This window comes from Streptomyces sp. NBC_00829 (assembly GCF_045161795.1).
Lineage (GTDB): Bacteria > Actinomycetota > Actinomycetes > Streptomycetales > Streptomycetaceae > Streptomyces.
On sequence record NZ_CP108868.1, the window covers coordinates 132,136 to 154,306 of the forward strand.

A 22,171-nucleotide genomic window follows, 5' to 3' on the forward strand; every position below is an offset into this window, starting at 1 on the left:
TGTTTGTTCCGCGTGATCGCGGGCGGGGCCTTCGCGTATCGCTGCGGCTGCGCCGGGGTCCACGGTTCCCGGAGTGTGCTGGTCCTGCTCCTTCCTGGTCTTCGTCGGGGCTGGCGGCCGGTCGTCAGGTGACGGCTGGGAGGGCGGTGAGTCGCTGCCAGCAGGTGGTGAACGCGGTCGCCCAGGGCCAGGTCCGCTCGATACGCAGCCATCGGCGGCGGGCGTGGTCGGTGAGGCGGGCGGGCAGGTGGTAGAGGCGGAAGCGCATGGTGTCCGGCTCTGCCTCGGCCAGATCGTCGATGTCGTGCAGGGCCAGCAGCCGCAGCCATGCGTCGAGATCGGCGGCGAGGTTCGCGGCGAGCCATCCCGAAGAAAAATGGGAAGAAAAGACCGCTAGGCTTGCCGTCGTGGTCAGATAAGCTCGTCGGCGAAGTTATCCGCCTCCTTCTGGAGGCATATTACGAACCACGATTCTCTGACAGTTCACACGGTTTCCGCCCTGGCCGAGGGTGCCACACGGCACTGACAGAAGTTGTCAATACCTGGGCTGGGGCAAACTGGTTCATCGAAGGGGACATCTCCGATTGTTTCGGATCGCTCGATCACGACGTCATGCTCGGGATTCTCGGCGAGAAGATTCACGATAACCGGTTCCTTCGGCTGTTGCGTCACATGCTAAAAGCCGGATACCTAGAGGACTGGATATGGAACGCCACGCTTAGCGGAGCCCCGCAAGGCGGAGTGGCGTCCCCCGTCCTATCCAATATCTATTTAGATAGGTTGGATAATTTGTCGAGACCGTTCTGATACCGGAATACACCCGAGGGGTAGTTCGGAAGAACAATCCGGCCTACCGTCAGATGATCAACGCAATCGCGCGTGCCCGCTACCGTGGCGACCGAGCTACGGTCCGGGAGCTGCGTAAGCAGCTACGCAGCCTTCCTAGCAAGGATCTTCACGATCCTGGCTACCGACGGCTGCGCTACGTAAGGTACGCGGACGATCACTTGCTCGGGTTCGTCGGCCCGAAGGCCGAAGCAGAGGAAATCAAAGCACGCCTCGCGGCGTTCCTGCGCGACGATCTCAAGCTGGAACTCTCCGAGGACAAGACCCTCATTACTCATGGGCGAACCGGAGCGGCGAAATTCCTCGGCTACGAGATAACCGTCCAGCACAATCAGCAAAGGTTCACCGGTGGCCGCAGAGCGGTCAACGGTGTAATCGGCCTGCGTGTGCCCAGGGCGGCGATCAAGGCCAAGTGCGCCTCGTACATGGAGCGGGGACAGCCCGCGCGTCGGACCCAGATGGTAAACCTCGATGATCACTCAATCATCAGCAGGTTCGGGGCCGAGTACAGAGGTTATGTCCAGTACTACCTGATAGCCGGCGACGTCCACCGACTGAACCGGCTGCTATGGACCGCCCAGACCTCGATGCTCAAAACGCTTGCATGCAAGTACGACTCGACCGTGCCGAAGATGGCGGCTAAATACAAGGCCACCATCGACACTCCGCACGGTCCACGCGTCTGCATACAGGTGAGCACCGATCGAGGCGACGGCAGGAAACCACTGGTCGCACGATTCGGCGGAATTCCTCTGAAGCGGCAGAAGAAAACGGTCCTTGACGACCGTCGGCCAGGCCCGGCTACCACTCACCGCAAGGAGCTGATTTTGCGGCTCCAGGCGCGGCGATGCGAACTATGCGAGCAACAGGCGGATGTCCTCGTGCATCACGTCCGCAAGCTCGCTGACCTCGCAACCCCGGGACAGCCGCAGCCTGCATGGGCGCTAATCATGGCGAAAAAGCGACGCAAGACGCTTGTAGTCTGCGTCGCTTGCCACGACGAAATCCATGTTCGGCAACTGACCGCTGAATTCACGGAATAGTCACTGGAGAGCCGGATACTCGGAAACGGGTCCGTCCGGTTCGGAAGGGGGGCACTGGAAAAGGAACTGCTGAGCAGGCACCTCGCCAGTGTCCTACCTTGTGGTGCAGCGCACGCCACCTCCGGGTGGCGACTCCGAAGCCGAATTTAGGGTGTCGGTGGGGAGGCCACGTTGAAAGCCTGCGGCGTAGGCGTGGCGATGCTGTCGGGGTAGAGCTGGGCGGCTCGCACGTCGACCGGTTGGTGGTGAACGTGGGAAGCGTTCTGATGTCGCCCTTCCCGTCTGGCAGCCAGTCAGGCGGAGGGCAAGGCCCGTCGTCGGCTGACGACGTCAGGACGTGGCGGAGGCCCCGTAGTAGTCCGAGCGCGTTAATGGCGCGCACATGGCGAAGGGGGCCAGCAACTCAGCAGTCGAGGAACTGGAAGACCGGGAGGTCATCGGTGAATACCGACGAACTGGAGCACGCCACGTATGAGGCGGAGCGCCGGGTACTGGAGATCCAGGCCAAGCTGCACCGTTGGGCCCGTGATGATCCTCATCGCAGGTTCGATGACCTCTTCAACCTCTGTGCCGATCCCGCGTTCTTGCTTGTCGCGTGGGATCGGGTGCGGGGTAACAAGGGTGCCAAGACCGCCGGGGTGGACGGCCGCACAGCGGCGTCCATCGCGGAGAGGACGGGCGTTGAGGAGTTCCTCGACGCACTACGAGGCTCGATCAAGGACCGTAGTTTCCGTCCGCTGCCGGTGCGGGAGCGGATGATCCCCAAGACGGGCGGCAAGTTGCGTCGCCTGGGGATCGCGACGATCACCGACAGGGTGGTGCAGGCGTCCTTGAAGGTGGTGCTGGAGCCGATTTTCGAGGCGGATTTCCTCCCGTGCTCCTACGGGTTCCGTCCGAACCACCGGGCTCACGACGCGGTGGCCGAGGTCCGCCACTTCACGTCCCACGGGTATGAGTGGATCGTGGAAGGTGACATCAAAGCCTGCTTCGACGAGATTTCGCATCCCGACTTGCTCGACCGGGTGCGGCTTCGGATCGGGGACAAACGCGTTCTTGACCTGGTGAAGGCGTTCCTAAAGGCGGGCATCCTCGGTGAGGATCGCGTGCTGCGAGAAACCAGCGCCGGAACCCCGCAGGGTTCGATCTTGTCGCCGTTGCTCAGCAACGTGGCCCTGTCGGTCCTGGACGAGTACGTCGCCCAGGGTCCGGGAGGCCCCGGAAGCAGCAAGCTGGGGCGGGAACAGCGTCGCCGTCAAGGTCTTCCCAACTACCGTATCTCCAGGTATGCGGACGACTGGTGCCTGATGGTCCACGGCACCGAAGGCGATGCCAAAGCCCTCCGCGAGGAGATCGCAGGGGTCTTGTCCACGATGGGCCTGCGCCTATCCCCGGAGAAGACCCTGGTCACCCACATCGATGAGGGACTGGACTTCCTCGGGTGGCACATCCAGCGCCACCGCAAACGAGGAACCAGCCGGTACTACGTCTACACCTACCCCGCGCGCAAGGCCCTCGCGGCTGTGATGGGCAAGGTCAAAACGGCGTGCCGGAAGATGGCCACGAACCAGCCGCTCGACACCCTGCTCATCCATCTCAACCGGATGCTGCCGGGCTGGTGCGCCTACTTCCGACCCGGCGTGTCCAGCGCGACATTCCAATACCTGAGCTCGTACACATGGAGCCAGGTCATGAAATGGCTGCGCCGCAAACACCGCCGGATCACATGGAAGGACCTCCGCCGCCGCTATTGCGAGGGTGGTTGGTGGCCGGTTGGAGAGGAGCGGACGCTGTTCGATCCCGGAAAGGTGCGCACAACGCGCTACCGCTACCGGGGCGCGGCCATCCCGTCCCCCTGGCCGACCACGGCATGAGGACGAGCATCGACAGCAAAGCGGGACTTGTGGAGCGCCCGGTGCCATGAGAGTGGCACGCCGGGTGCGGGAAGCGGCCCGAAGAAACGGCTCGATCGAAAGACGAGACCGCGCTTCGGGCCGACTTCACCGGCCCGAGGTATACGCCCAGGTCAGTGACGCGCCGGACCCCTTCGACCAACCCGGCCCCGACCTCACCTGGCTCTGCCACCCCGCACTGACCGGAATGCCGATCCAGGAGTGGGACGCGCTGATCACCACACTCACCGCACTCCATGAAGACCAGCGGGAAGCACACCTGGACCAACGACGAGGACACCGGCCACGCCTGGCGGCTCCCGGCACCGGCCGCCGCCCCATGCTCACCCTCGCCGACCGGCTCCTGGCCGCCGTCCTCCACCACCGGCTCGGACTCCGGCAGGTCGCCATCGCCCGCCTCTTCAGTGTCACCCCCGAAACCATTAACCGGCGCATCCGCGACATCCGCCAACTCCTCGGCACGGCTGGACACACCATCCACCGCGCCGACCACCAACTCACCACCCTGGAGCACCTCTACGACCACGCGAGCGCGGCAGGCATCACCGCCCCATCCAAGATCAAGACAGCGAGTTAATGATCCGCAGGCCCTATCCCTTTCGGCCGTGCCGGGTGAGCCACCGCGCCCGCCCCCAGGTCGGCGCCCGCCCGCCTTTCAGAAGTCACCTGACCTGGGCCCCGGAGGGATCCACCGCGAGCCCTCACCGAGTTGGCCTGAACGGTCAACAGGGCGGCAGGGCGCGGAGGTTCACGCTGATGCGGCAGCCTGGATCAACACGGCTACGCTGGACGCTTCCTCAGCCAAGTTCAAGCAGGTCTCCGCTACCGAAGTCCGCACTTCCGAAATCCGAAGGCCCAAGAGTGTCCGAACAAGCAGATGAAACACCACAAACGGACATAGTCGATCTGTCAGAGCTAGCCATGCGCGCCAGGGCGATTGCAAAGTCCTTTGATCGGGCGTCGGTGCAGGTCAGTTGAGGCCGAGGAGGGCCAGCGGCCGCTCGTAGGGGCGGAGGGCTGTGGTGCGGAGTCCGGCGGCGATGTTGGTGTGGCCGGCGTCGCGGAGTTGGTTGATGGCGAAGCTGCGGAGGGTGGCCATGTTCTCCGGGCTGTGCCCGGTGCGGATCTTGGAGGCGTCCTCGCGGAAGGCGGTGTCCCTGACGAAGTGGAGCCTGTTTTCGATCACCCAGTGTGCTCTCAAGATCGTTGCGATCCGTTCGGGGGATGCCTGACGGCTGGTCAGGTCAGTGATCACGTAGACGGTCTCGCGGCTCTGCTTGCCGGTCCTGGTGTCGGTGCGGTGGCGGACGACCCTGGCGACCTGGGCGGCGTGGGGGAAGTCGACGCCGAGGTAGGTGACGGTCAGGGCCTGCACGACCCGGGTCTCTTTGCGGCCGTGGCCGGTGGTGCGGTCGTAGAACTTCGCCGTCGCCTCCTGCCAGGGCAGGGTCCGCAGTTGCTCGTAGAGGTTCTTCTGGTTCCGCTTCACGGTGAAGGCGTAGTGCGCCTTCTTGACGTCGACGAGGAAGCGGGCGTGTTCGCGCTGGGTGTGCAGGGCATCGCCGGTCACGGTGACGCCTTGCAGGTCATAGGGGTCCAGGAGAGCGGCGAAGCACGTGATCTCGTTCGTCTTCTCGGGGACCCTGAGCTGGGTGACGGTCATCCCGGTGCCGGTCATCGCGGCGAGCAGGTGCGCGGCCGGGGTGGCGCCGAGGCGCGAGCCGCGGGCGCTCTTGCCGTCGATCGCGAGGGTGGCGGTGCCGGCCGGGTCGTGGCCGAGGAGGTCGGCCAGGCCGCCGGGGCAGGTGTCCTTGATGACCCGGCGGACCGTCGCGCCGCTGGGCGGGATACGCACGGCCAGGGCGGTCGCGGTGCGGGCACCGAGCCTGGCCAGGACGTCCTGCGGGGCCTCGGCCGCCCACTCGCTGATCGCCACGAAACTCCTCGCGCCGGTCACCACGGCGGAGCAGGCGATCAGCAGTACTGCCACGAAGGGGTGACGCTTCCCCCGCCGGCACCGCGGATCGGCCAGTGCCCGCAGCCGTGTCGCCAGCGGGCCGATCGCACGGTGCTGACGGGTGGGCGACTTGACCAGACAGACGGTGGCAGACTGACGGCACATCGAAGCTCCGTTGTGGGACGGCGACTTGGGAAGGTCACCTCCACAACGGAGCTTCGTTGCGTCCGGTCGCGCACCCGACCAGCATCGTCATACCGCCGTGACCTGCACATCCGAGAGATCACCACGACTTTGCAATCGCCCTGCCATGCGCGCCTACAAGCGCGTGATCGACGACGAGGCAGTCAACGAAGACGACCCGGGCCTGCAAGAGCTGCTGGACCTCCACGCGATCGTTCCCAACACCCACCGGCCAGGACACTTCGTTCCCATCGACCCACAGCAGACCGCGCACGACCTGCTGTGGCAGGGCTACGACCAGGTCGCACGGATGATGGCGAGGCTCGCCAGCGTCCACAAACTCACCGAGCTCCTCTCCGTGGAGTACGAGCGAGGAAAGTGGCGCAGCGGTGGCGGCAGCGAGTACATCGACGATCCGGCGTGCGTGAACGTGCGCATCGACAAGGCCAGCGCGAGCGCTACAGACGAGCTGCTCACCGCACAGCCACGCCGCCGCAGCCACGAACTCCTCCAGCAGTCCGTCGAGCGGGACTCCGCCCTCCTGGGCCGCGGCTGCTCCATGAGGACTCTCTATCCTTACAGCGCCAGGGCAAGGATGGCCGAGTCTCGGTGGATGGAACGCATGTCCCAGATCGGCACCGAGGTACGCACGCTGCACATCCCCTTCCCCCGCCTGATCATCATCGACCGGCGGCACGCCTTCATCGAGAACACCATCGTTGACGAAGCACCGCCCCACTCGGGCTGGTACGTCACGGACCGGGCGGTCGTCGAGTGGATCGCTACGGTCTACGACCTCTACTGGGACCGCGCCGACCCGTGGTCAGCCTCACTCATTCTTGACTCTCAGGTCACCAACCCAACCCAGCGCGCCATCCTCCGGGAGTTGGTCGCCGGCCGGGATCAAAAGCAGATCGCCCCGCGGCTCAGCATCAGTGAGAAGACGATCCAGAACCAACTGGCCGACCTCAGGAAGAGGTTAGGGCTCGAAACGACCATGCAGCTCATGTACTGGTGGGCTACATCTTCGGAGAACACGTCAGCGCAGGAACTCCAGCCCGGCGAGGCGTCGTCCCCCGTTCCGGAGTAGGACGGATCCCAGCATTCGTCGCTGTGACTGAGTGCTCCAGATGGCCTGCTTGGCCAACTGCAACGCTCAACGCGGGCGATGATGGGGATCTCTGGATTTGGCCAGGGGTACTCGTCGCCTCACTCGGTCCGGTGCAGGCGGGCGACCTCCGCGGTGACGGAGTCCCGACGTTCAACGGAGTGGGGAGTCTCAACGATCGTCGCGCGCGTTGTCGGCCGGGGTCGCCCGCTCGTGAAGCGTGTGGGCCATGCCGGCCGGCCAAGGGCGCCTGCGGCGGCGCTACGCGCTGGCCGCCGGGCCACGGGGTAGCCGTATCGTCCGCCGCAAAGACAACGAATTTCACTGACCTGGGACGATGCCGCTCGGAGGACTCTGTCGTCTGGGCCGCTCGGCCCGCCGCCCGTATAACGCCCGGTTTCGCTATTCCGGCACGACGGCCGTCGCTACCGCGCCATCGTAAGGACCCGGAGCTTGGCGCCGGTCACGCTCCGGCGGGCAGCTCTGCGGTACACGTATGCGTGCGTGACAGGATAGACAACCGGCCTTGTCCGTCCGGCAGTTCGGGGCAGAGGTAGCACATGAGGAACGGGGAAGGGGAAGCCTGGTGAACAGCCTCAACAAGGGGATCTACAAGGCCGAATTCGCACTGAAGTGGGACCCGAGTCCGATGGGGCAGCCGCCCTCTCATCTGGACATCGTCGCTGCTACCTACCTCGCGGGGGAGCCGGACGGCGAGCCCGCCTATGTGGTGCACTTCGACAGCCGCTCCCCCGACGGCACCATCTACCTCAACCGGGACGGCAAGGGCTTCGGCTGGGACGAGGTCATGACCCTGGAGCTCGGCCGGCTCGACGACCGGTACGCGCGCGTAGTGGTCGGTGTCGTCATCAAGCAGCACTCGGTGCACCGGACCTTCGCCAACGTGCTCAACCCGCGTCTGCGCGTCCGCGAGGGCTACAACGTCCTGGCCGAGGATGACTTCGGCGATGTCCTCGGGGCGACGGCGGCGACCGTCGCGGAGTTCGTACGCGACGAGTCCGGCGATTGGAGCTTCCGCCCCGGCCTCCACGGCGTCGAGGACGGCGTACATCGCCTCGTCGGGCACACATCTCCCGGACCGGAGAACGATCCGGACGACGACTGGCCGCAGGAGTCCTGATCCGTGGGTGACATCGCCAAGGGCGTCCTTGGGGGCGGGTGGGCATTGGTCGTCGGCTGGGTGCTGCCTACCGCGCTCAATCTCGCGGTCTTCTTCCTCGCTGTCGCCCCGAGTCTGCGGCGGACTGCAGCCATCGAGCGTGTCTGGCCTGACTCGGCCAGTCAGACAGCTCTGCTGCTCCTGTGTGCCGCCGTTCTCTTCGGCATCGTGCTCAATGCTCTCCAGACCCCGCTCTACCGGATCCTTGAGGGTTATCTGCTGTGGCCGCGCGGAGCGTACGAGCGTGGGTGTCGGCGACAGCGGGCTCGCAAGGAGAAGATCGCTAATCTGATTACCCAACCGGAAGGCCGTACTCCGGTACAGCGTGCACTCCTCAACGAGCAGTTGGCACGCTATCCGGTGGACGACGAGCAGCTCGCCCCGACCCGGCTCGGCAATGCGATCCGTCGATTCGAGGAGTATGGCCACAACCGCTTCCGCCTCGACACTCAGGTGCTTTGGAACGAGCTGAGCGCCGCCGCGCCCGTGCAGGCGCGCCGACAGGTGGAAACGGCGCGTACCAGCGTGGACTTCTTCGTGGCATTGCTTTACGGGCACGCGGTAGTGGCGGCGCTTGCCCTTCTGGCTATGACGTCAACCGGGGCCGAGCGGCCCCTGCTGGTCGTCACTGCCATCGTGGTGGGTGCGCTCGTTCCGCTGTGGTATCGCTCTGGCGTGTACGCCACTGATGAGTGGGCCGCCGCAGTGCGGGCCATCGTGAACTTGGGCCGCAAACCGTTGGCTGACGCGCTCGGACTCGTCCTGCCGCCGCAACTGTCCGAGGAACGCACCATGTGGCAACTCGTTACCCGGATGTCCCGGCGTCCCTACCGGGATGCAGCAGACCTGGCGTTCGCACCATACCGGGCCGCGCCACCAGATCCGACCTGCCCACTGCATCCACCGACGCCAGGCCCGGGTGCGTGACGCAAGCCTTCTAGGGGGCGTATCGAGTCGTGATCACTAAGTGGTCCTGCCGAACGGTGACGCCGTGCCACGCAGCCCGTACCCCGGACCGGCGTGAACGACCTCATGCGTCCCTGCACGGTGTCCTACCGTCACGACGCGCGTGTGCTCGCATAGTTGGCGACAAGAGCCATGCTGGAACAGTCGCCGCCTTCGAAGTGCCACCGGCCCGCTGTGCCATCAACGTTCACCACACTCAGCTCACTCAATGGCGGAGTCGATGAGATGCGGCATCCCCGGTATCAGTCCCGCCCGCCTCCGCTTACTCTCCCAACAGGTGCGCCGCTCTCAGCTTGGCAAGAAGTGCGTTGAAATCATCCCTCAGCTTGTCAAGGTCCGTCGCGGTCGAGTTCGTCTGAGCTGTCACGCGCCGTGGAATCGGTTCAATGCACCATTTGTTTGCGGGAACATCCAAGTCATAGAGCGTCTCCCACTCTAGGTGATTGTCGTGAGTCACGCCTCCAACACTCTGACTCCAGAGCGGCTGCTGACTTTGCGGACCGGGACCGGAGACGTTGAGGTGCGGGTCAAACGGGCCACCGGTCTTGTACTCCTTCAGCCGATATATGAAACGATTGGCGGGCGTCGGCTTGACGGTTTGCCCTATGTGGTAGTGCGTGTTGGGAGCCCAGTCTTCACATTTCTTCGCTGACCTCCTTCCACACGCAGCCTTCACCGTCCACCCGATCTCGTCTGGGGCCGTTGGATCTCTGACGGCATTAACAAGCAGATCACCCGGGCGATAGAAGTTGCAGCTACCCACAGGGGTATCGTAGGGAGTTCCGCCAGTCACAACACAGATTCGCCGCTCACTGTAGATCCAGTTTCCAATCCAGGCTTCCGGAAGCATCAGCGCGCCGGGAAGCGGACCGTTTTCGTACGCGGTTTGATAGTACGTATGGAAAGACCCTTTACTTATCAGGGACGTTTCAATCCTGCCCTTGATATCTGGGGGAGCTTTCTGGACTTGGGTGCGGAAGAGGGAAGACCCATCGACGGGATTCAAATGACTGTCCAGCGGGACAGAATCAAAATCCTGAATGATCGTGGAATCCACCTTGTTTCCGAGGGTGTTGGACGTTACGACCATTGGGACGTCGTCGACGCCCGGCACCACTTTACCCAAGCATTTCCATGTCACACCGCCATCTTTTGTGCCATCTTGCGTCAGGCTCCCTTTCGTTGTGTTCCAATCAGGCTCACGACCAGGGTGGTCAGGATCTGTGCCAAGAGTACGCCCGGCATTTTGCGCTTTATATAGGTATCCTTGCGCTTTGGAAGGCTCTTTGTTGGGTAGAATCCCGCCCGTCTTCTGCTCGCCCTCGTCGATGTCGATCCCACCGGATACGTTCCGATACAATTGCACTCTGGAAAAGTTATTTGTCACTTTCAGGGCAGAGGGTCCAGGTCCTCCTCTGACGGCGCCATAGCCCCAGTACGTTGAGTCCGGGGTGATATCCATGTCCCCTCCGACTACAGCAATATGCCCCCCCTTAAATACCACAGGTGCATCCCCTTCGGCGTAGCAACCGACGTACACGGAGTACGCCGGAGAACTACCGCGCTCGCAGCTGATGTTGCGGTGCTTGTTTGTGTCCGTATGACACGAAACGAAGGTGCAACTCAAAAATGAATTGTCATGAATTCCATCACGCCCATTATCTGTGGCAGAAACATTCATGACCAGCATGGCATTGGTCTCCATGTTACCTTCGCTGCCGATGTCGAGCCCATGTTGGCCGTTGCCATAGATAAGGCAATCACGTATCTGTGTGAGGTTGGCATTAACTTGCGGCGTGAAGTCAGGCACATCACTTGCGTATATCGTTATTCCGTTACGCCTGAAGCCAGCGATCCGCACCTTCTCGATCCACGGGCCGTGCGCCAGAACTCGTACGCCATCCATCTGCGGGGCCGGATGGAGCTCGGGCTCGGTGGTACCCCTCCTATGCAGGGGTCTCGACTCGAGGGTGAACTGGCGAAGCACAGCATAGTCAGCACGACCGCGATCGGGCAGGTCGGTCCAATAGCCCGTCAGGGCAATAGCGCAATAAACGGTCTCTCCGGCGCCTACTCCGACTCGACCGATACTGCCTCCGATACCTGGAGGGATTGGAGGGACATGTGTAGGGGGTTCCAGTGGATTAGTCCTGGCGGAAAGGTTGAAATCGCCGCTTTTAACATCTGCGATTATTCGGGAAGTTCCTCTGAAGCCAAAGCCGGCTCCCTCCAGAATGCAACCGTTCGAGACGACAAGAGGCTTCGTAATCAGGTAGTCGCCCGGAGGAAGGTAAACGACTTTGCCGTCGGACAACGGTTCATCCGTCATCTTTCCGAGTCGCATTGCGCAGTCCAGGGCATCTTGGAGCGCGTCCGTGTCGTCGGTCTTTCCATCCCCTGCCGCTCCGAAGTCGAGCACGTTCAGCCGCGTGTCGCGGCGGGGCCGGATAGTCACCATGCCCGAAGCGTCACAGTCACCGATCCAGTTCGGAGCGCTGATGCAGACTTTTGTCGGGTTACCGCGCACGGCGTTAGCCCGCACGAGTTTTCCCGAACTGTTGACGCCAACCGCGCCAGATTTTCCGGTGGGGCCTAGGCCGCCTGCAACAACGCCGCCTATTTGAACATCGACCTTCGCCTTGGCGGCCGCCGTCTGCAGAGCAATCCCAAAGAACGGAAGGGTATGCAGCGTCTGCAACGTCTCGTCGCTGGGTGGGTTGTTACTCTGCGGGACAGCAGGGGCGACTGCAGGGCTGACGGCGGTGGCCGGTGATCCGGGGGTGGTCGGATATTTGGTGATGCGGACCGCCTGGCCGGCTGTGACCTTCTGTGCGGCTTGCATGGTGACGGTGACGATGTCCATCGGAACTTCTCTTCCGTTGAGACTTCGTTGGCAAACGCAGGTCCAGGGAACACGTCAGTTCCGGGAGCGGCCTCAGGGGAGGCTGGGCGATGGTCCGCGCTAATCGGCGCCAGAGGTATCACTGAATCCTTTATGCACGCCTCCTCTAAGGATAGGCGCGCCAAGCCGTCTCGGCGATTGGAGATCGCGCACCACTGCCCTGGTCTGGCACCGCAAAGGGCGACGTCAACGCGCCCGTACGCGACGCCCTCGTTTCCATGAACTCAGGCCCCCTCTTCCACGTCCCGGCTCGGCGCGTCCGGCCAGTTCGACTCGAAGACGGTGCAGGCTCTCGCCGCAGGGCTTCGACAGAGTTGCTCGATGTTCGGTTCGTAATCACATGAGTCCGAGCAGGGGTGAGCGGCCGACGGGCATCGCGGGCATTGCCCTGAAGGGCGGAAGCCGTGGCGGCGTTGCGCGTCTTGCTCATCAATCGACCGATTGATGAGCAAGATCGATAAGTGGCGGCGCGTGACCGGATCGACGTCGGATCATGCCCATAAAGCGGTGTCAGAAAGTCGACGTGCTCAAGAACTTGAGGGGCACCCTTTTCTCTACGATCTGGCAGGTGCAGCCACCCCAGGATGACGACGCCGCCGATCTCCTCGCCCCCGTTCCGGCCGTACGGACCGGAACGGGGGCTACGCACGCGTGTCGACCAAGGGACAGTTGCTCGACCGGCAGATCCATGCACTCACCGAAGCAAGGTGCATCCGGATCTTCTCCGACAAGAAGTCCGGCAGGAACGCCGAACGCGAGGAACTGTGGAAGGCCCTCGACTACCTGCGCGAGGGCGACACCCTCGTCGTCCCGTCGCTGGACCGGCTCGGCCGCTCCATCCAGGACCTCATCGCGATCGTGTCCGGCCTGAGCAAGCGTGGCGTCGGCTTCACTTCGCTGCACGAGGCGCTCGACACGACCACGCCCGGCGGGCGCCTGGTCTTCCACGACCACACGCTATCGATCTGGCAGCAGACCCCTGATCTTTGTTGGGGGCACAGACGCTCGCTCGGTCGCCAAGTAGGCCCTGGCCTCCCGAAGCTGCCGCGAAGTGACAAGTAGCTCTCTGTAGCCGATGTGACGGCCTGTTGTCCCGGTTTCCTGCGTTCTGGCTCTATCTCCGTTGTGCTCGCATCACCTTGGTCGCGTTGCGGTGATCGAGGTGAGGAGTAGGGCGTGCGTCGGGAGTGGGAACCGGAGGACCTGATCGAGGTCTGGACGCTGCTGGAGGAGGACCAGGAGCGGCTTCGGAACAAGTCGGGGGCGAACCGGCTGGGCTTCGTTATCTGGAGTCACTGAGGCACTGTCCAGGACGTGCAGCACGTACGGGTGAAGCCCCCTCGGCCACGTCCTGGATGGGATTACCTTCCGTCATCCACAACGGATGAGCGGGAGGTTCCATGAGGGTGCAGCGCGTGCTGATGCCGGACTCGGAGGCCGAGTCGTGGACCGTGCTCGGGGACGACCACGTGGCGGTCGCGCCGATCGAGCGCTACCTGGCCTACCTGGCCTGGGGCGAGAAGTCACCGAACACGGTCAAGGCGTACGCCCACGACCTGAAGGACTGGTTCGTCTATCTCACCGGCCGCGGGCTGGACTGGCAGTCGGTGACGCTGGAGGACGTCGCAGGGTTCGTGGGCTGGCTACGGCTTCCGCCGCAGGCCCGGGACGGAAAGGTCGCGGTGCTGCCCACGGCGGACCACCACTGCGCGGAGTCCAGCGTGAACCGCAAGCTCGCCGCCCTGTCGTCGTTCTGCGAGTTCCACGCCCGCCACGGGGTACCGCTCGGCGACCTGATGGTGACGATGCGGCCCGCTGGCCGCCGGGGCCGCGGCAGCTCCTACAAGCCGTTCCTGGAGCACATCGCCAAGAGCCGACCGCAGAAGGCCCGCACGATCCGGCTGCGGCAACCGCGGCGCCGGCCGGTCGTGCTGTCCGCCGGGGACGCCCAGGCGGTGCTGGACGGATGCGAGCATCTGCGGGACCGGCTGCTGTTCGCGCTGCTGCTGGACACCGGGCTGCGGATCGGCGAGGCATTGGGCCTGCGGCACGAGGACATCGCGCTGGCCGAGCGGCAGGTGAGCGTCATCCCACGGCTGAACGCCAATCGGGTGCGGGCGAAGGCGGGCCGCTCACGGGAGGTCCCGGCCAGCGTGGAGCTGATGCGGCTGTATGCCGACTACCTCAACCGCGAGTACGGCGCCCTCGACTCGGACTACGTGTTCGTCAACCTCTGGGGCCGCCCGCACGGCCGCCCGCTCACCTACTCCGCCGTCTATGACCTGGTGGAACGGTTGCGCCGCCACACCGGCATCGACTTCGAGCCGCACCAGTTCCGGCACACCTACGCCACCTGGCTGCTGCGCAAGGGCGCCGGCATGGAGAGCGTGAAGGAACTCCTCGGACACGCCTCGATCACCACCACGATGGATACGTACGGGCACCTCACCGTCGAAGACGCCCGCCGGACGCTGGAAGCGGCAGGCTGGTTCACCGGCCGGGAGGTGCGGCTGTGACCGTCACACCCCTGTCCACGGGCCCGCTCGGCCGGTCCGGGCTGCTGGAGAAACTGCTGGCCGCCGTCCGCTCGGAGTTCCGCGTCGACGTCCTGGTCCCCGACGCCGACGACCCAGTGCTGGGCTGGAAGCGCTGCCCGGTGGCGGGTTGCAACCGCGCCGCGCACGAGCAGGGCATGTGCACTGGCCATGCCCAACGCTGGCGGCGGGACGGACGCCCTGACCTCGCGGTGTTCCTCGCCGACCCCGGCCCTCCGCTCCGGGGAGTGGGCGAGCTTACGCACTGCACCGTTCCGGGCTGCCGCTTCGGCGCCGCTGGCAAGGGACTGTGCTCGCGGCACCGCGACAAGTGGTCCCGCTCCGGCAGCCTTGATCCCGCCGTCTGGGCGGCCTCCGCGCCGCCGCTGCCGGGCACCGACCGCACCGAGTGCGCCCTGCCCAACTGCACCTTGTGGGTGGAGAACGCGTCGAACGCGTTCTGCAAGAGCCATCACGTCCGGTGGCGTCAGGACGGCGCCCCGCCGGTCGCGGACTTCATCATCGAGTGCCAGTCCTTCGGCCTGCCGCGAGTAGACTTCCGTGGACTGGCGGCGCAGCTCAGGCTGGAGTTCCAGTACGCCGTCCAGGCCCGCCGCGACGAGCAGACCGTCACCGCACCGGCCCGCATGATCGCGGCCGCTATCCGCTGGGCCCGCGAAGAGCACGTGGGCTCCCTGCTGGACTATTCCGCGGAACGGTGGCAGCGGGTCGCCGACCCCTACCAACGCCGCGGATCCGGCGGCTACGACAAGCGCGTCGCAGTGTTCCTCCTCTACGCCCGGGACGCGGTCGAGACCCTGCGCGACGGCACCGGCTGGGAGGTCGAGTACGCCCGGGACGTGTGGCGGCTGGGCAAGCTGACCGGGCTCAACCGCAGCGTCAGTCGGCCCCGTCCCCGCAGCGAGCTGCGGTTCGACCGCATCACCCAGCCCTGGATGCGGGTGCTGGCGAAGCGGTGGATCAGGCTGCGGCTGTCGTCCGGCCTGAACGTCAGCACAGTTGTCAGCGACATGCAGGCCCTGACCCGGTTCAGCGAGTTCCTCGACGCCGTCGGCCCCACCGTTGTCCGCGGCCTGGGCGACGTCGACAGGGCCCTGCTGGAGCGCTACCTGGCCTGGCTGACCGACCTCCCCGGCGGGCTCAGCTCGAACGAGAGCCGCGTCAACGGCCTGCACCTGTTCTTCCAGGCCATCCGCCAGCACGGCTGGGACAGCTCTCTGCCGACCAGCGCCGCGTTCTTCACGGGCGACTGCCCGCGGCGCCGCACACGGCTCGCCCGCCACCTGGCCGAGCACATCATGACCCAGGTCGAACAGCCGGCGAACCTCGACCGGTGGACCGATCCCGCCGCCCGGCTGATCACTCTCATCCTGATCCGCTGCGGCCTGCGGGTCTCCGACGCCTGCACCATCCGGTTCGACTGCCTGCTTCATGACGGCCAGGGCGCCCCTTACCTGCGCTACTTCAACAACAAGATGAGCCGGGAGGCCGCCGTCCCCATCGACGAGGGGATCGAGGCCGAAGTCCGGGCCCAGCAGCAGCGCGTCCTTCAACGCTGGCCGGACGGCAATCCGCACGTCTTCCCCGGGCTGAAGGGCAACGCCGACGGCACCCGGCACTTCTCCCCGGACACCTACCGGCAGATGCTCAAGCGCTGGCTCGCCCAGTGCGACGTCCGCGACGAGAACGGGCAGCCGGTCCACCTCACCCCGCACCAGTGGCGGCACACCTTCGCCACCAGGCTGATCAACCGCGACGTCCCGCAGGAAGTCGTCCGCGTCCTCCTCGACCACGACTCCCACCAAATGACGGCCCACTACGCGCGGATCACCGACCAGACCGTCCGGCGCCGCTGGGAGGCCGCCACCAAAGTCAACATCCGGGGCGAGCGCGTCACCCTCGACCCCGAGGGGCCGCTGGCCCAGGCCGAGTGGGCCAAGACTCGCTACGGCCTCTCCACCCAGACCCTCCCCAACGGCTACTGCGGACTGCCTGTTCAGAAGAGCTGTCCGCATGCCAACGCCTGTCTGACATGCCCGGTCTTCCTCACCGGCCCGGAGTTCCTGCCCGAGCTGAAGGCCCAGCACCGGCGGACGCTGACGCTGATCGACAATGCGAAGGGCTCCGGACATCAACGGGTGGCCGAGATGAACGAGCAGGTCGCGGCCAACCTCGACCAGATGATCACCGAACTCGAAGCCGACGGGCCGCAGGAGGCCGCCGATGCGGGCTGACAACTCCCCACACATCGTCGCTGCCGCCCGTTCCCGGGCCGCGGCAACGAGGGAACGGGCCATCGCCGCTGTGCGGCGCATGGACGCCGCCGGCCAGCCGGTCTCCTTCGACGGGGTCGCCCGAGAGGCCGGTGTCTCGCGATCCTGGCTCTACAGCCAGACCGACCTGCGGGCCGAGATCCACCGCCTGCGCGAGCGGCACGGCCCGGTGGCTTCGGCTCCCCAAGTCCCCGACCAGCAGCGCGCGTCTGATGCTTCCCTGCTGCGGCGGCTGGAGGCCGCGACGGCCCGAAACCGTCAGCTGGAGGCGGAGGTGAGAGAACTGAGGGACCAGCTCGCCCGCGTGCTCGGACAGCAGCGGGCCGCCGCCGTCACCTCTTCGGGTGAATCCCGCAGCCCTCGCCAGCAGTCGGTGAAGACCATCGGACCCTGCTGATCCGGTCCGTCGTCGACACCGGCCACCAGGCAACGACCCAGGTCAGAGCCACGTCCGGTTCTGCGGCTGAAGATAAGCTTCGCGCTGCTGCTGAAGTTCTTCGAGGTGGAGGCGCGCTTTCCGGAGGAAGCGGCGGAGGTCCCGGCGGCCGCGGTGTCGTATGTGGCTCAGCAGGTGAAGGTGCTGGCCGAGGAGTGGGGTGCATACGACTGGTCGGGGCGGGCGATCAAGCGGCACCGGATGGAGGTCCGGGCGGCGTTCGGGTTCCGCGAGTGCACGCAGGAGGACCAGGTCCAGCTCGCGCAGTGGTTGGCGGCGGAGCTGTGCCCGGTGGAGCTGAACCGGGACCGGCTGGCTGAAGCGGTGGTCGCGCGGTGCCGCAAGGATCGTCTGGAGCCGCCGGCGCCCGCGAGGGTGACGCGGCTGGTCGCCTCGGCGGTGAACACCTTCGAGGAGGGGTTCTGCGCGACGACGGTGGAGCGGTTGTCTGCGGCCTCGCGTTCCCGGCTGGACGACCTGGTGGCCGAGGACGACGGGGATGAGGGCAGCGTGGGCGGGGGCCGGACGTTCTTCACCGAGCTGAAGGCGGACCCCGGAGCGTTGGGCCTGGACAGCCTGCTGACGGAGGTGAACAAGCTGCAGCGGGTGCGTCAGCTGGATCTGCCTCCCGAGTTGTTCGGGGAGTTCTCGGAGAAGCTGGTGTCGGCGTGGCGGGCTCGGGCGGCGAAGGAGTACCCGTCCGACCTGGTGGCCGCGCCGGGGCACGTGCGGTACACGCTGCTGGCAGCGCTGTGCCACGTACGCGAGACCGAGATCACGGACTCGCTGGTGGACCTGTTCATCCAGCTGGTGCAGAAGATCAATACGCGGGCGGAGAAGAAGGTCGAGGGCGAGTTCGTCAAGGAGCTGAAGAAGGTCCGCGGCAAGGAGGCGATGATGCTGAGGGTCGCGGAGGCCGCTTTGGCCGAGCCGTCCGGCACGGTCCGCAAAGTGATCTACCCGGTGGTGGGCGGGGAGAAGACGCTCAAGGCGCTCGCGGCGGAGGCGGCGGCGAACGAGGCCAAGTACAAGGCACGGATCCGCACCGTGCTGCGGTCCTCGTACTCGGCGCACTGGCGCCGGATGCTCTCGCCGCTGCTGTCGGCCTGGGAGCTGAAGAGCAACAACACCGCCTACCGGCCGGTGATGGACGCGATCGACCTGCTCAAGCGCTACCTGGACCAGCCGATTAAGGACGGGGCGTTCTTCGACGCGGCGGAGAAGGTGCCGCTGGAGGGGGTGGTGCCTGAGCAGTGGCGGGCCGCGGTGGTGGACGACAAGGGCCGGGTCGAGCGCATCCCCTACGAGCTGTGTGTGCTGGTCAGTCTGCGCGACGCGCTGCGGCGCCGGGAGGTCTGGGTGGCTGGTGCCGGCCGGTGGCGCAACCCGGAGGACGACCTGCCCCCGGACTTCGAGGACAACCGGGACGTGCACTACTCGGCGATCCGCCAGCCGCAGGACCCGCAGGAGTTCATCGCCGCCCTGCAGAAGCGGCTGCGCGAAGCCCTCACGGGCTTCGACCGGGCGTTGGAGCTGGGCACCACGGGCGGGGTGGAGATCACCAGGAAGCACGGCGAGCCGTGGATCAAGGTGTCCCCGCTGGCCAAGCAGGAGGAGCCGGAGAACCTGGTCGCCCTGAAGGCTGAGATCCAGCGCCGCTGGGGGACGATCGACCTGATCGACATCCTCAAGGAGGCCGAGTTCGCCACCGGCTTCACCTCCGAGTTCGCCTCGGTAGCCTCCCGGGAGGCGGTCCCACGCGATGTCCTGCGGCGCCGGCTGCTGCTCGTGCTGTTCGCGCTGGGCACCAACATGGGCATCAAGCGGGTGGTGGCCACCGGCAAGCATGGCGAGTCCGAGGCGGTCCTGCGCCGGATCCGGCACCTGTTCGTGAACCGGACCAACATGAGGTCCGCGCTGATCAAGCTCGTCAACAACACCTTCGCCGCCAGGGACGAGGGCTGGTGGGGCGCGGGCACCGCGTGCGCCTCCGACAGCCGCAAGTTCGGTGCCTGGTCCAGCAACTTCATGACCGAGTGGCACCAGCGCTACCGGGACCCGGGCGTGATGATCTACTGGCATGTGGAGCGCAAGTCGGTGTGCATCTACTCCCAGCTCAAGCACTGCTCGGCCTCCGAGGTCGCCTCGATGATCGAGGGCGTGCTGCGGCACTGCACCGACATGGAGGTCGACCGGCAGTACACCGACACCCACGGCGCCTCCATCGTCGGGTTCGCGTTCGCGCACATGCTCGGCTTCAACCTGCTTCCCAGGCTGAAGAACGTGGGGTCGGCGCGGCTGTACCGCCCGGCCGCCGGCGAGGACGAGCAGTGGCCGCAGCTGGGCCCGGTGCTGTCGACCAGGACGATCGACTGGGAGCTGATCCGCCAGCAGTACGACCAGATCGTCAAATACACCACCGCCCTTCGCCTGGGCACCGCGGAGGCCGAGCAGGTCCTGCGCCGGTTCACCCGCGGCGGCCCCAAGCACCCCACCTACCGGGCCATCGAGGAACTGGGGCGGGCCGTGCACACGGCCTTCATCTGCGACTACCTCGCCGACGCGGGCCTGCGCCGGGAGATCGGCGAGGGCTTGCAGGTCGTCGAGAACTGGAACAGCGCGAACCACGACCTGTTCTACGGCAAGGACGGCGAACTGACCGGCAAGGACAAGGAGGGCCAGGAGATCTCGATGCTCGCCCTGCACCTCCTCCAGTCGGCCCTGGTCCACGTCAACACGCTCCTGGTCCAAGAGGTCCTGGCCGAGCCGAAGTGGGCGGACAAGCTCACCGAGGCGGACCGGCGCGGTCTCTCCCCGCTTTTCTGGACCCACGTGAACCCCTACGGCAGGTTCGAGCTGGACATGAACCGCCACCTGCACCTCGGCCCGCTCCTCCCACGGCAGCGAACGACCCAGGACGGTGCCGTTTCCTCCGGCACGGCACCGGTCGGATGAGGGCCGCACTTGCGGTCCCGGCTCACTGGTGCCCGCAGGACGTCCATCCAGCACGGCCGAGAAGGTCTGCTGCAGCCATCCGAACGTTCGGGTTCTCGTCCTGCAGAAGCTCGCGGGCTGCCGACCCGTAGGTGGTCTCGTCGTCGCTGACCTGGAGCAGGTAGACGAGGGCTCGACGTCGAACCCAGTGGTCCGGATCCTTGAGCGCCGATGCCAGCACCTGGGCGGCGTCGCTGTCGAGCTCGGCCAGGGTCCGTGCCGCGTCCATCCTCACTCCCCGGTCGGGGTCGTCGGCCAGGGCCTGGACCAGCGCGTCCCGGGCACGATCGGTAAGGGGCTGACGGCCGCCCAGGGTGTAGGCCGCGGCTCGTCGTTCGCCAGGGGAACCCGCGGCGGTCAGGATGTCGATGAGCTCCTCGGAACTGCCGCGCCTCTGATCGCGAAAGTCGGGGACGAGCTCACCCTCCGGCAGCGTGTCGAGCCAATGCTCGTACCAGGTCAGGAAGTCTGGCTGGGGATGGAAGACCGGAGGTGCGGCAAGGTCTCCGAGGTTGGCATCGAGGAGTCGGCCTCGGGCGGGGCCCGAGATGACCAGCAGCGTCATCTCCAGGCAGCCGCGATGCACGACAGTGTGGGTCCCGGCGTACGAGTTGTCCTGCATGTTGCGGAGACGTGCCCAATCGGCGGCGACGGAGTCAGTCGGTTCCAGCGTGAAGACTCGCCCAAGTTGCTGACTGGTGGTGGGGATGTCGTGGGCGGACCAACGCGTCAGAGGGAGTAGTCCGTAGTCGGGTCCAATGCCTCCGTTGCCGATCTCGCGCAGGAACGTGCGATAGCTACGGGGAAGACGGACGCCGTGAGTTGCCTCGTAGGCGACCACTCGTTCTTCGCTGATGGGGGCGCCCAAGCGTTGACCGCCGGGCGCCCGCACGAAGGTCCGCGGGCGAGGGACGGGTTCCGTACAGGCAGCGGCCAGTTTGGATCGGATGCGGGCGACGATGTCGTCCATGGATGCTTCTTCCAAGGGGCGGCGTCACCTTATGGGAAGCCGCGTTCGCCGACATCCTATGCAAGGGAACTCCCCGGCAAGATCCAACCTCCTTTCGCGGCCTCTTGGTCGTGTCCGTTTGAGGAACCCTCAACGAACAATCGTGATCTTGCCCGGTGGGAGAGAACGACCTGCGCTGACGGCGTCTCATTTAGGGTGTCCGGTGATCTGTACGATGAGCGGGGGCTTACCGTACGCTCCGGGCATGAGTGAACGCGTCGGCTACGCGAGATGCAGTCTGGACAAGCAGGACCTCACCGCCCAGCGCGAGATCCTGATCAGCCTGGACGTCCCGGAGGACCGGATCTACCTGGACCACGGGCTGACCGGGACCAATCGCGACCGGCCCGGCCTGGCCCAGGCCCTCGCGGCGGTCCGCGCCGGCGACACCCTCGTCGTCCCCAAGCTTGATCGCCTCGCACGCTCGGTACCCGACGCCCGCGACATCGGCGACTCTCTCACCGCCCGCGGCGTCAAGCTCTCGCTCGGCGGCACGCTCTACGATCCCGCCGACCCGATGGGCAAGATGTTCTTCAACATCCTGGCCACCTTCGCCGAGTTCGAGGTCGATCTCCTGCGCATGCGTACCCGTGAAGGCATGGCGGTGGCGCGGGCCAAGGGCAAGCTCAAGGGAAAGCAGCCCAAGCTCAGCGCCCGCCAGCAGAGCCACCTGGTCCAGCAGTACCAGTCCGGCGAGCACACCATCGCCGACCTCGCCGAGCTCTTCTCCGTCAGCCGCGCCACGGTCTACCGCGTCCTTGAACGCCACCAGAACGCAGCCACGCCGTCGACTCCCGGTGGGCAGTGAC

Annotated in this window: 15 protein-coding genes and 2 pseudogenes; 13 read left to right on the plus strand and 4 right to left on the minus strand. The window is 65.7% G+C overall.

The genetic code is table 11. From position 1 onward, the window contains the following. Positions 1-124 precede the first annotated feature (124 nt). Positions 125-415, minus strand: coding sequence for a transposase (locus OG293_RS40235; protein WP_331752543.1), 291 nt, complete (start codon positions 413-415; stop codon positions 125-127). Between OG293_RS40235 and OG293_RS40240 the strand changes: the two are divergent. The 3 genes and pseudogenes from OG293_RS40240 to OG293_RS40250 form a co-directional block, all read left to right on the plus strand. Next, positions 325-1,889: pseudogene (locus OG293_RS40240) on the plus strand (reverse transcriptase domain-containing protein); the annotation flags it as partial. The gene OG293_RS40235 and the pseudogene OG293_RS40240 overlap by 91 nt on opposite strands. 440 nt (positions 1,890-2,329) lie before the next feature. Beyond that, complete coding sequence (gene ltrA, locus OG293_RS40245) at positions 2,330-3,760, plus strand: group II intron reverse transcriptase/maturase (RefSeq protein ID WP_331752117.1); 1,431 nt, start codon at positions 2,330-2,332, stop codon at positions 3,758-3,760. 46 nt (positions 3,761-3,806) lie between these two features. Beyond that, the gene (locus tag OG293_RS40250; protein WP_331752118.1) at positions 3,807-4,376 is read left to right on the plus strand and encodes a hypothetical protein; all 570 of its coding nucleotides are present in this window, start codon (positions 3,807-3,809) and stop codon (positions 4,374-4,376) included. A 393-nt stretch (positions 4,377-4,769) separates the two neighbouring features. Here OG293_RS40250 and OG293_RS40255 read toward each other — a convergent pair whose 3' ends face one another. Beyond that, positions 4,770-5,921 carry an ISAs1 family transposase gene (locus OG293_RS40255; protein ID WP_331752099.1) on the minus strand — a complete coding sequence of 384 codons (1,152 nt, stop codon included), beginning with the start codon at positions 5,919-5,921 and terminating at the stop codon, positions 4,770-4,772. A gap of 145 nt (positions 5,922-6,066) precedes the next feature. Here OG293_RS40255 and OG293_RS40260 point away from each other — a divergent pair, with 145 nt between their 5' ends. From OG293_RS40260 to OG293_RS40270, 3 genes are all read left to right on the plus strand, one after another. After that, positions 6,067-7,029, plus strand: a complete 963-nt coding sequence (locus tag OG293_RS40260) for a helix-turn-helix transcriptional regulator (RefSeq protein ID WP_331752119.1) — start codon at positions 6,067-6,069, stop codon at positions 7,027-7,029. 604 nt (positions 7,030-7,633) lie between these two features. Further along, the gene (locus tag OG293_RS40265; protein WP_331752120.1) at positions 7,634-8,188 is read left to right on the plus strand and encodes a TerD family protein; all 555 of its coding nucleotides are present in this window, start codon (positions 7,634-7,636) and stop codon (positions 8,186-8,188) included. Positions 8,189-8,191: 3 nt separating this feature from the next. Next, positions 8,192-9,154, plus strand: a complete 963-nt coding sequence (locus OG293_RS40270; RefSeq protein WP_331752121.1) for a hypothetical protein — start codon at positions 8,192-8,194, stop codon at positions 9,152-9,154. A 301-nt stretch (positions 9,155-9,455) separates the two neighbouring features. Here OG293_RS40270 and OG293_RS40275 read toward each other — a convergent pair whose 3' ends face one another. Then, entirely contained in the window at positions 9,456-12,056 is a 2,601-nt protein-coding gene (locus OG293_RS40275) for a glycosyl hydrolase family 28-related protein (protein WP_331752122.1), read from the minus strand. 690 nt (positions 12,057-12,746) lie between these two features. Between OG293_RS40275 and OG293_RS40280 the strand changes: the two are divergent. The 6 genes and pseudogenes from OG293_RS40280 to OG293_RS40305 form a co-directional block, all read left to right on the plus strand. Then, positions 12,747-13,043 (plus strand): annotated as a pseudogene (locus tag OG293_RS40280) (recombinase family protein); the annotation flags it as partial. 228 nt (positions 13,044-13,271) lie between these two features. Further along, the gene (locus OG293_RS40285) at positions 13,272-13,394 is read left to right on the plus strand and encodes a hypothetical protein (protein WP_331752124.1); all 123 of its coding nucleotides are present in this window, start codon (positions 13,272-13,274) and stop codon (positions 13,392-13,394) included. Between the two features lie 101 nt (positions 13,395-13,495). After that, positions 13,496-14,611: a tyrosine-type recombinase/integrase gene (locus OG293_RS40290; RefSeq protein ID WP_331752125.1), complete on the plus strand. Its 1,116-nt coding sequence runs from the start codon at positions 13,496-13,498 to the stop codon at positions 14,609-14,611. Beyond that, positions 14,608-16,884 carry a site-specific integrase gene (locus tag OG293_RS40295; RefSeq protein ID WP_331752126.1) on the plus strand — a complete coding sequence of 759 codons (2,277 nt, stop codon included), beginning with the start codon at positions 14,608-14,610 and terminating at the stop codon, positions 16,882-16,884. The genes OG293_RS40290 and OG293_RS40295 overlap by 4 nt, the downstream gene beginning before the upstream one ends. Next, positions 16,874-17,320 carry a DUF6262 family protein gene (locus tag OG293_RS40300; protein WP_331752127.1) on the plus strand — a complete coding sequence of 149 codons (447 nt, stop codon included), beginning with the start codon at positions 16,874-16,876 and terminating at the stop codon, positions 17,318-17,320. The genes OG293_RS40295 and OG293_RS40300 overlap by 11 nt, the downstream gene beginning before the upstream one ends. Before the next feature lie 72 nt (positions 17,321-17,392). Beyond that, a complete protein-coding gene (locus tag OG293_RS40305; protein WP_331752545.1) occupies positions 17,393-20,314 on the plus strand; it encodes a Tn3 family transposase in 2,922 nt (973 codons plus the stop codon). Positions 20,315-20,336: 22 nt separating this feature from the next. Here OG293_RS40305 and OG293_RS40310 read toward each other — a convergent pair whose 3' ends face one another. Beyond that, complete coding sequence (locus tag OG293_RS40310; protein ID WP_331752128.1) at positions 20,337-21,323, minus strand: HEAT repeat domain-containing protein; 987 nt, start codon at positions 21,321-21,323, stop codon at positions 20,337-20,339. Positions 21,324-21,567: 244 nt separating this feature from the next. Between OG293_RS40310 and OG293_RS40315 the strand changes: the two genes are divergently transcribed. Then, positions 21,568-22,170: a recombinase family protein gene (locus OG293_RS40315; protein WP_331752129.1), complete on the plus strand. Its 603-nt coding sequence runs from the start codon at positions 21,568-21,570 to the stop codon at positions 22,168-22,170. Position 22,171: the final 1 nt, after the last annotated feature.